Source organism: Polaribacter sp. PL03 (genome assembly GCF_033875165.1).
GTDB lineage: Bacteria > Bacteroidota > Bacteroidia > Flavobacteriales > Flavobacteriaceae > Polaribacter.
The window spans coordinates 1-9,370 of sequence record NZ_JAWZSV010000009.1 but is presented as its reverse complement, the minus strand read 5'-3'; the positions used below and the strand labels follow the sequence as shown (position 1 = coordinate 9,370).

The following is a 9,370-nucleotide window of genomic DNA, read 5'->3' as shown; positions in this document are numbered from 1 at the left end:
ACAACGTTTTTGTATAAGGTTAGTTGCGTGTTTTAAGCAGTAAATTTAGTAAATAAAACACGAACCAAGAAAGTCCGTTTGGACTTTCGTAAGTAAGCGATTTGCCAGCAATTAATTTTATACGGTGTTGCCACACGTTATTATTCATTTTTCTCTTTTTCTAAATATTCAAAACTTTGCTCGAAATATTTTTTTACTGATGGTTTCATAAATTTTGAATAATCTGTTTTTTCATTCCTTTCTTGAGATAACCAAGCCATTGAATAAGCAATTATTTGTTCAGGTAAATAACCTAAACCACTCGATTCCCAACCAAATCCTCCGTTTGTTGAAAATTGAGAAAAATTAAATCTTGAGTTTCCTGTAAAAACTCCAAAACCATAACTTATTGCAGTTAAGTCAGTCAAATATTCATCATTTTCTTCAATTCGGTTTTCTCCCAATAAAATTTGATGAGATAACTCGTGAGAAATTGTTGCAATTAAAGAAATAGGATTTTTTAATTGTTGAGTTTCAATTGAGATAGTAATATTTTCTTCATTCTTTTCGTAAATTCCAGCAGAACTTTCCCATTTTCCATTTATGTCAGCAGGCGTTGTTAAAAGGTTCCCATCTTCCATTTTCACAATATCGTCAGAGAAGAAGTCAAGTTTTATTTTCACATCTGTTATATTCATTAATTCCATTGTTCTTTCTAAAATAAATTCCGCATCTTTTTCAGTTCCGTCAAAAGTTCTATTGTAAAATTCTTTTGTTGGTGTTATAGTCCGAATTTCCTTAAAATGCTCTTCTCCAAATTCAGTTCGTAACCAATTCAAATCTTCATCTACCCAAATTCTATCTTCCTCCGTAATTGGTAATTTCTTTTTTCTATTCCAGAACATTTTCGGTTCAGTTTTTTATGTGTGGCAACGTTGATGTATAAGCTTTGTTGTGTTGTTTAAGCAGTGAATTTAGTTAATAAAACACGAACGGCGAAATTCCGGAGGAATTTCCTAAGTGAGCCAAAACCAGCAATAAAGTTTATACGGTGTTGTAGGTAGTTATTTTTCTATTTCCTTTTTCTGTTTTGAATTAATTAACTCTATTAATTTTGTTAGAGACGATTTAATTTTATCGGATTCACTCTTTTTAAGCATCAATTCCGCTTTCTTTTTCATTCCGCTATAATTTGTATCGGGATAAAGTTCAATAAGTTGAACAAAGTACTTATCTATTCCTTTAGCTAGTTTAGACTTTCCATTTTCCGAAAAAGATTTCTCTTCGTTTATTTCATCTAAATAAATAATGTAATTACTTACAAGAGTTCCAATATTGGAGTTAATATTATTTTTAACTCTCGATGAATTTGGGTCGTCTGCACTTTCTTTTATTTCGTCATTCCCTAATTTAAAATAGTCAATTTGTAAACTCAAACCAAATTGCCAAACAGATAACATTTCGATATCATAAAGATATTTATCTTTTCGGTCTCTTGCCTGATAAATTTGATTCATATCTTTCCAATGATTAAAGAATTCGGTTGCAACAGCATTACGATGTTTTAAACCTAATTCATTGTCTTTAAGAACGATTTTAAAATTTTGTTCGTCTGTTAGTTTTTGAACTATTATTCTTTGTTCTGGATTGTCAAAAGTTGGTTTTTTCTCATCTTTTTCATAACCATATCTTAATTCAAGAATTACTTTATCGTAATCATTAGTGTCCCAATACCTTTTTTCTAAAGGAAATTTATGTTTCTCTGTTTCACAGTTTGTTAATGTTAAACAAATAAAGACTAATAGTAAATATTTAATTTTTATCATCAATTGCAATTTTCGGTTTTTTAAATTTATTTAACAAAGTTAATAAACTATCTACTTCTTTTTCATATCTTTTTTGTTCACTTAAGACATAACTATGAAAAGTATTGTAATCATATTCTTTTTGAAAAGCTCTTTCTTTTGTTTTCGCTACTTTAATAATTCCTTTAATTTTGTTTTTATTGAAGATTTTTAATTCAGATATTTCTTGTTTAGCTTTTCGAGTAAACAATTCTGTAATTTTGATATGATATTTTTCGTGAGTTAAAAGTTCTGCACTATTCGTGTTTTTCTTATAAACGAAAGAACGAGAAGGGTGAAACAACGATTGTACAGTTATAGAATTATCTTCAATTTCGCTATCTATTGTTGTTACGACATAAGCAAATCTTTCATTTCCATAAAGTGATTTTTTAAAAAACTCCAGACCTCTAAAGTTCTGAAATGTAATTTGGTCGTATTTGTCAAAAGTTATAGGTTTTTCGTAATTTAAAAAGTTTGTATGACTTAGAATTCCGATTATTAATGAGATAAAAAGAAGAATCAAGAAACTATATTTTGATAATTTAATTATTTTTTTAAGTAATATTTTATTTTCAGATTTTCTTTCTCTTAATAATAAATACCATTGATAAATTGCTGGTGAAAATATTAATAATACAAATAATGTAACTATCAAATTGTCATTCATTCGTAGAGCTTGGTTTTAATTACCTACAACGTTGTTGTATAAGCTTTGTTGCGTTGTTTAAGCAGTGAATTTAGTAAATAAAACACGAACGGCGAAATTCCGGAGGAATTTCCTAAGTGAGCTAAAACCAGCAATAAAGTTTATACGGTGTTGTGGTGTCGTTTTTTAATTTCCTAAATATTTTCGTTAACAATTAATTTTATATGTTGTTTTAGTTCGCTTTTTCTTCCAATTTTTAAATTCCATTTTCACGATAACTTCTTGAATTCCGTGAATTTTTTCTTCGAAATTGAATTCCGTTTTATAAACAATTCCATATTTTTCATAGAATTCATCTACTTCATTTTTTTCATATTCTGAATTATATAATTCCGTTCTGAATTTATTAAGTTTATTATAACCTACTGCTAAAAATGTTACTCCTGTAGTTATAATTCCATATGAGAAATATAAAGTATAAATACTAAAAACAGTTTCGCGAACAAATAAAATTCCACCGATTATTAAAAAAAAACCAATTATTATAATAAAGTAAAAACTCAAATGAACAGATTTTTTCTTCTTTCTTATTCTCTCTAATTTAAGGTTGGTTCTTTCTAATTTTTCCTGAAACTTATTATTTAAGTTAATTATTGGACAAATATTCTTAAATTCAGGTTTTTTACTTGTTAAACTACAAGTTAATCCATTTTCAAGATTTGTGATTTCATTCTCACATAAATTGCAATGTTTTGAATAATTCATTTTTTATTTTCAGGTCGATTTTGTTGTTTTTATTTCGGCTCTTAAATGCACCACAACGTTTATGTATAAGAATAGTTGCGGGTTTGTATGCGAGGATTTTCCGAAGGAAAATCAGACGTTACAAACACGCAACGACCTTTGATTAAGCACTAAGCCGCAATTATTTTTATACGGTGTTAGGCACAGTTTTTTATTTTCAGTCGATTTTATTCAATTCCAAGTTTATTTTATTTTCAATCAAAAAGGCTCTAAATAAATCATAGTCATTAAATTCAGTCGTATGTTTTTTAATAATTTCAGAACTCGGTAATTGGTCATAATTGTTCTTAATTACCCAATATTTAAAATCCGATTCCGCTCTTTTATTTCCAGATTTGACTATAATCCATTCAGAATTATTCGATATTTCCAATACAGTCATTGGAACTATTTCCGAACCTGTATTCGCACATTTTTCTGTTTTATATAAAATTCGTCTGTCCACATTATCATATTCCGAGAGATAAATATTATTTCCAAGATGATTTTCTTTCGTTCCGAAACAGCACGAGTTCAGCACAATTAATAAAGTCAAATTGATAAATATTAATCTTGTTTTCATTTGTTGCTCAAATTGTGCCTAACGTTGATGTATAAGCTTTGTTGCGTTGTTTAAGCAGTGAATTTAGTAAATAAAACACGAACGGCGAAATTCCGGAGGAATTTCCCAAGTGAGCTAAAACCAGCAATAAAGTTTATACGGTGTTGTAAGTAGTTTTTATTTCAGTTCTTGTTTAATATATTTTTCCATTTTTATTAATCCTTTGTTTAATTCCTTTTTTTCTATTTCATTGAATTTGTCCCATTCTTTCTCAAAAAGGTCGTAATACAATTCCTCATATTTTGTAATAGTATCAGAGTTTGTTTTTTTAATTTCACGAAGATTTAAAGAACCGATTTTAAATTCCATTTTTCTCCGATATAATTCACACAAGTCAAAACGAGCTTGAGCAATTCTCAAAATAAGCGAGTCAGTTTTACTCGTTACAAATGAATTTTCAGGTTTAAAGACTGTCGTAGATCTATGTGTTATTTTTTCGGAAATTTGATGAACTGATATAATTCCAACAGTAACAGCAACATTGTCCATTTGAGTTTTTTCAGGTTCATAACTAAAGTCGCTTAATTTGAGTTTTTTTTCAGAACTCCAAACGATAGAATTTTTAATTTCTACATATTCCTGATAACTGTAATAAAGTTGTTTAATTTCCCTTTTATAGAATAATGAACAAACTAAAAATGAAAGCAATATAATTATAATAAATACCCTCTTTTTCATTTCGGTTTTTAATTACTTACAACGTTGTTGTATAAGCTTTGTTGCGTTGTTTAAGCAGTGAATTTAGTAAATAAAGTACGAACGGCGAAATTCCGGAGGAATTTCCCAAGTGAGCCATAAACAGCAATAAAGTTTATACGGTGTTGTGCAACGTTTTTTACATTTGATTAAAAACTCCATCGTAGTCAATTGGATAAATAATTTCGTAATTCCAATCGTCTTCAGCTGTGTTCAGGCGTTTTAAAATTAAACTTTTTTCAAGAAGATTCTCATTATTTAAAACTTTCATTATTATTTCAAAGGATTTATTCCAATTGTTCACGTCAAACAACATATTTGCTCCACCAGGACCTAAATCTCCAGCAATCCATTCGCCCAATTTATTACTATTCAATTCTTGATGTATTTTTCCTTCTATTGAATGTCTTAAATCTAAAACTTTTAAATCATTCTCACTTTTTGGTTGAATTTGCACAAAAATAACTTTACTGATATTGTCGAAATTTTCTCGGTAGTTTTCAGATTTTAATTTAGCTTTTATTGAATCTATTTCAGTTCCCGAAATAATTGTATTCGTTTTTATTTCTTGAAGAGTATTGTAGTCCTTATTCAATGATATTTTCCCTTCAATTTGTCTAAAATTTGAACTGTCTTTTGTTATTCGAAAAAATTTAATTTCTTCGTCATTTTCTTTTTTGTAAAATGAACTTATAAAGTCTAATTCCACATTTTTTATTGGTTCTTTATTTGTTTTAGTTTTACAACCAAAACCTAAAAAAGTCATTAATATTATTCCTATTTTTCTCATTTCGTAAATGTTGCACAACGTTGTTGTATAAGCTTTGTTGCGTTATTTAAGCAGTGAATTTAGTAAATAAAACACGAACGGCGAAATTCCGGAGGAATTTCCCAAGTGAGCTAAAACCAGCAATAAAGTTTATACGGTGTTGTACAACGTTTTTATTTTTTTTTGTATTCCTTTATTTTAAATGTTCCGTCACAAAGATTATAAGTTTTCCATTTTCCTACTTTTCTTCCATTCAGCCATTTTCCTTCTTTCCATAATTTCAAATTTCCTTCTTTCTCAATTGAGTTATATTCTTTTTCATAACTCTCAATTATAGTTTTTTTATTAGAATTTAATATTTTGTAAATAGTAGTTTCCGGTTTCAAGTCAATTTTTGTTGTTTCAATAATTCTATATAGTTGATTTCTGTTGTTGAATTGTTTTTGATAAATTAAATTTCCAAAATTCCCATAAAAAACCTCATAAAATAATCTTCCTTTTTTGTCAAATAATTGTTGTTTTCTACTTACAATCTCGTAAGTATATTCCCCATATTCATAAACTAAAAATTTAGAAATTTCTTTTATTCCACCATTTCTAAATTTTTTGATTTTGGTAATTGAGTCAATTGGTTTTAGATTTTTTGTTAATTCAATATATTTTTCAGAATGTTGAGAATGAGAAAATTCAACTTTTAAAAAAGCTAAAATTATAAATATTATGACGAATTTAATTTTCATTCTGTAATGTTGTACAACGTTGTTGTATATGGTTTGTTGCGTGTTTCAAGCAACTAATTTAGTAAATAATTACCGAACAAGAAAGTCCGCGAGGACTTTCGTAAGTAGGCAAGAAGCCAGCAATAAATTATATACGGTGTTAGCAAATGTTTTTTAGAAAGGAAGATTTTCAGGTTCATCTAATGTAGAATTATCATCTATCTTTCTTTCAATTTCTTGAATAAATTTAATTAAACTGTTTATATTATTAATAATCAAAATACTTTCAGAATAATTTACAATTGATTCATTGTCGTGAGCAAAACTTTGATTATTTCTCACGTGATTAAAAGAATCTAAAATTGAAATAGAAAATTTTAAAATTCTAATTGTCATTTGAGATTCGATTATATTAGTTTTGGTTATTGCTTTTACATATTTTCCGAAAATTGCGTTTAAAGATTCTTTTTTTTCATAATGTATTTGATGTTTTTCACATAAATTTCTAACGTATCCAACAAGATAAGTGTGTAATCTATCTAAACCAGCTTCAGGCTGATTTTTTGATATGTGATCTTTTACTAATTCAGCTAATAATTTATAATCACGAGTATCTTCAATTGGTTTTATTGCATCAATTTCAGCAATTCCCATTTCATCTCTTAATCTGTAACCAATTTGATAGCATTCATTTAAGGTGTCTTCAGACTTATTATAAGAAGAACCAATTTCTTTACTGTAATCAAGTAATTCAACTATAGATTTTCCAACTAAGTAATTACTTTCTTTTTTCCAAAATTCTCTTAATCTATTTGCTTTTGAACCACTATTACCACTGTTGTATTTTTCATTAGATATTTCAATATTAAATGAATCTAAAAAAAAATCTTCAAATGTTCTGTTAACAAAATCTAAAACATATCCTTCACCCATTTCAAGGCATTTTTCTAATTTCCTTTTTTCAATTCGAGTAATTTCAGCCATTTATTTTTGAGCATCTTTGGTTAATATTTGCTAACGTTGTTGTATATGGTTTGTTGCGTGTTTCAAGCAACTAATTTAGTAAATAATTACCGACCAAGAAAGTCCGCGAGGACTTTCGTAAGTAGGCGAGAAGCCAGCAATAAATTATATACGGTGTTACCACACGTTTTTTATTTCCATTTCACTTTATACTCTGCTGTTTGTTTTTCATTTATAGATAATGATATATTTTTCAAACTTTTATGGATTACTCTATATTCTAAAGTTGTCTTTTTATTTTCAACTGTTTTATTGATTAATTTTATAGAAGGAATCATTAAACTGTATTTATCAATATTCTCAAAATATTCTTCATCACTTGGTGCAGGTAAATTATTTAACGAAGCATAAGTTTCTCCAGGAAAACCTATTAATGAAATTTCACTTTCTATATTTTCAGAGGTAAATATAAATTTAAACTTATTGTCATTACTAATTTCAATTATTCCATTTTTTGGTGTGATAAGAGATATTCCTTGAGTAAATAAGTGATTAGAAACAATTAGAGGTAAGTCATAAAATTCATTGATATTCAGTTTTTTATTCAGTAAACTCCATTTTTGTTCAGTTGGGAAATGAGAATGAAAAAATTCTTTTGGATTTGTTAAAAACCAATAATCATTAAAATCCTTTTCAAAATTATTTCCTAATCCGTTTCCACTTGCCCAAGTTACATCTAATAGAAACCATTTATTGTCTATTTTGACAGCGTTCCAAGCGTGGTCAGGTTCATTTTTTCTTTTGACTCTATCAAGAAACTGTCTTGAAATTCCTTCAATAGATACAGATTCAACACCAACTTTATCACAAAGATTTTTGAAAAGGATAGAATATCCAGAACAGATTGCTTTTTTAGTCTTCAAAGTATGTTCAATGATAGTATTATTTGAAGTAAAAACTTTATCCTGAAGTTCTTGGTTATTTAGAAGTTCAAAATCATATTCAATATTATCTGTTATCCAAATAAAAATAGACCTTACTTTATCTATGTCAGAGGTTAAGCCTTTTGTTAATTCTTTTGCTAGTTCTTTATTAGGAGAATAATCCATATTCCTAGCATTTTCATCTATTTTTTCAAAATTCTTTTGTGAAAATCCATTAAAAGAAATAAGAAATAGTAATATGTTTAATTTTATTTTCATCAAATGTGTGGTAACGTTGATGTATAAGCTTTGTTGCGTTGTTTAAGCAGTGAATTTAGTAAATAAAACACGAACGGCGAAATTCCGGAGGAATTTCCCAAGTGAGCTAAAACCAGCAATAAAGTTTATACGGTGTTGGCAGTAGTAATTTTATTCATCTTTCCATTTATTCAACAATTCTTCTAATTCAATTATATCTTTTCTTATTTCTTTGTCAGTTACAATTTTCAAAGCTAAATCATTATATTTTTTAGATTCACTATAATTGTCAAGTTTGTAAAATGCGTTCGCAATATTATAATTAAAAATTCCTGTTTTTTCAATATTTCTCTCAATACTCAATCCTTTTTCCCAAATTTCTATAGCTTTTTTTTGTTCAGTAGATTTATTCAAAGCAGCACCATAACTCATATAAGTCAAAGTGTTTGTTTTATTAAATTTCAGAGATTTTTCAAAATATTCATAAGACTTTTCAAAATTCTCAAAATTTGCTTCTATACTTCCTAAAGAATTTAAAATCGAAGAATTTTCAGGTTCTCTTAAAAGAGATTTATTAAAATATTTTTTCGCTTTTGTCAGGTTTTTATTTCTCAATTCAGTTATTCCTAAATTGTAATTTAAAATTGATATTGAATCTTTAAATTCAAAACTACTTTTCTCAACCAAATATGCATCTCCACCAATTCTATTCAGAAGATTTTCGGGTTTTTTCTTACAGCTTATTGAAAATAATAAACTCGATATTGCTACGAAAATAAAAATCTTCATTAAATATTTAAGAGCATTTATTTTTTCTTCAGGAGAAGAATTAGTGTTTTCCTTAAAGTCATTTCTGTTACTAAAAAAAACTTTTTCAGGGTTTTCATATTTACTCAAAATTTCGACTAATTTGTAAAATAAATAAATCGAATAAATAGCAGATAATATTGCAACAGATAAATTCAACATTTTAATTATGTTTATAATAAGATAAAATCATTATTCTTTCTTTAATTTTTTTCAATTAAACTAATTTCATTTTTATTACTGCCAACGTTTTGGTATAAAAATTTTTGCGATTTAAAAATGCGGCAAATTTTCCACCGGAAAATTAGAAGCATTTTTAAAAAAGCAAAAAGCATTGATTAGGCATAAATTTAAGCAA

Annotated in this window: 11 protein-coding genes; all 11 read right to left on the bottom strand. The window is 27.2% G+C overall.

Annotated features, from left to right (window positions below; all coding sequences use genetic code 11):
- Window positions 1–140 precede the first annotated feature (140 nt).
- Window positions 141–884: a hypothetical protein gene (locus tag SHK09_RS14910; RefSeq protein WP_319811585.1), complete on the bottom strand. Its 744-nt coding sequence runs from the start codon at window positions 882–884 to the stop codon at window positions 141–143.
- 159 nt (window positions 885–1,043) lie between these two features.
- Window positions 1,044–1,805: a hypothetical protein gene (locus SHK09_RS14905; RefSeq protein ID WP_319811584.1), complete on the bottom strand. Its 762-nt coding sequence runs from the start codon at window positions 1,803–1,805 to the stop codon at window positions 1,044–1,046.
- A complete protein-coding gene (locus SHK09_RS14900) occupies window positions 1,792–2,493 on the bottom strand; it encodes a hypothetical protein (RefSeq protein ID WP_319811583.1) in 702 nt (233 codons plus the stop codon). The genes SHK09_RS14905 and SHK09_RS14900 overlap by 14 nt, the downstream gene beginning before the upstream one ends.
- A 186-nt stretch (window positions 2,494–2,679) precedes the next feature.
- The gene (locus tag SHK09_RS14895) at window positions 2,680–3,237 is read right to left on the bottom strand and encodes a hypothetical protein (RefSeq protein ID WP_319811582.1); all 558 of its coding nucleotides are present in this window, start codon (window positions 3,235–3,237) and stop codon (window positions 2,680–2,682) included.
- Between the two features lie 196 nt (window positions 3,238–3,433).
- Window positions 3,434–3,838, bottom strand: a complete 405-nt coding sequence (locus tag SHK09_RS14890) for a hypothetical protein (protein ID WP_319811581.1) — start codon at window positions 3,836–3,838, stop codon at window positions 3,434–3,436.
- 156 nt (window positions 3,839–3,994) lie between these two features.
- Window positions 3,995–4,555 carry a hypothetical protein gene (locus tag SHK09_RS14885; protein ID WP_319811580.1) on the bottom strand — a complete coding sequence of 187 codons (561 nt, stop codon included), beginning with the start codon at window positions 4,553–4,555 and terminating at the stop codon, window positions 3,995–3,997.
- Between the two features lie 157 nt (window positions 4,556–4,712).
- The gene (locus SHK09_RS14880; protein WP_319811579.1) at window positions 4,713–5,363 is read right to left on the bottom strand and encodes a hypothetical protein; all 651 of its coding nucleotides are present in this window, start codon (window positions 5,361–5,363) and stop codon (window positions 4,713–4,715) included.
- 152 nt (window positions 5,364–5,515) lie between these two features.
- Entirely contained in the window at window positions 5,516–6,082 is a 567-nt protein-coding gene (locus tag SHK09_RS14875) for a hypothetical protein (RefSeq protein ID WP_319811578.1), read from the bottom strand.
- 153 nt (window positions 6,083–6,235) lie between these two features.
- On the bottom strand, window positions 6,236–7,045 hold the full coding sequence (locus tag SHK09_RS14870; protein ID WP_319811577.1) for an abortive infection family protein: 810 nt from the start codon (window positions 7,043–7,045) through the stop codon (window positions 6,236–6,238).
- Window positions 7,046–7,215: 170 nt separating this feature from the next.
- Complete coding sequence (locus SHK09_RS14865; protein ID WP_319811576.1) at window positions 7,216–8,226, bottom strand: transglutaminase domain-containing protein; 1,011 nt, start codon at window positions 8,224–8,226, stop codon at window positions 7,216–7,218.
- A 150-nt stretch (window positions 8,227–8,376) separates the two neighbouring features.
- Window positions 8,377–9,174 (bottom strand): hypothetical protein, encoded by a 798-nt coding sequence (locus SHK09_RS14860; RefSeq protein WP_319811575.1) that lies wholly within the window; start codon window positions 9,172–9,174, stop codon window positions 8,377–8,379.
- Window positions 9,175–9,370 lie beyond the last annotated feature (196 nt).

Bases quoted from the DNA above. Each gene is read 5' to 3' on its own strand.
- SHK09_RS14865 (WP_319811576.1), bottom strand. From the start codon at position 8,226: ATGAAAATAAAATTAAACATATTACTATTTCTTATTTCTTTTAATGGA.
- SHK09_RS14860 (WP_319811575.1), bottom strand. From the start codon at position 9,174: ATGTTGAATTTATCTGTTGCAATATTATCTGCTATTTATTCGATTTAT.
- SHK09_RS14895 (WP_319811582.1), bottom strand. From the start codon at position 3,237: ATGAATTATTCAAAACATTGCAATTTATGTGAGAATGAAATCACAAAT.
- SHK09_RS14905 (WP_319811584.1), bottom strand. From the start codon at position 1,805: ATGATAAAAATTAAATATTTACTATTAGTCTTTATTTGTTTAACATTA.
- SHK09_RS14880 (WP_319811579.1), bottom strand. From the start codon at position 5,363: ATGAGAAAAATAGGAATAATATTAATGACTTTTTTAGGTTTTGGTTGT.
- SHK09_RS14875 (WP_319811578.1), bottom strand. From the start codon at position 6,082: ATGAAAATTAAATTCGTCATAATATTTATAATTTTAGCTTTTTTAAAA.
- SHK09_RS14900 (WP_319811583.1), bottom strand. From the start codon at position 2,493: ATGAATGACAATTTGATAGTTACATTATTTGTATTATTAATATTTTCA.
- SHK09_RS14910 (WP_319811585.1), bottom strand. From the start codon at position 884: ATGTTCTGGAATAGAAAAAAGAAATTACCAATTACGGAGGAAGATAGA.
- SHK09_RS14890 (WP_319811581.1), bottom strand. From the start codon at position 3,838: ATGAAAACAAGATTAATATTTATCAATTTGACTTTATTAATTGTGCTG.
- SHK09_RS14885 (WP_319811580.1), bottom strand. From the start codon at position 4,555: ATGAAAAAGAGGGTATTTATTATAATTATATTGCTTTCATTTTTAGTT.
- SHK09_RS14870 (WP_319811577.1), bottom strand. From the start codon at position 7,045: ATGGCTGAAATTACTCGAATTGAAAAAAGGAAATTAGAAAAATGCCTT.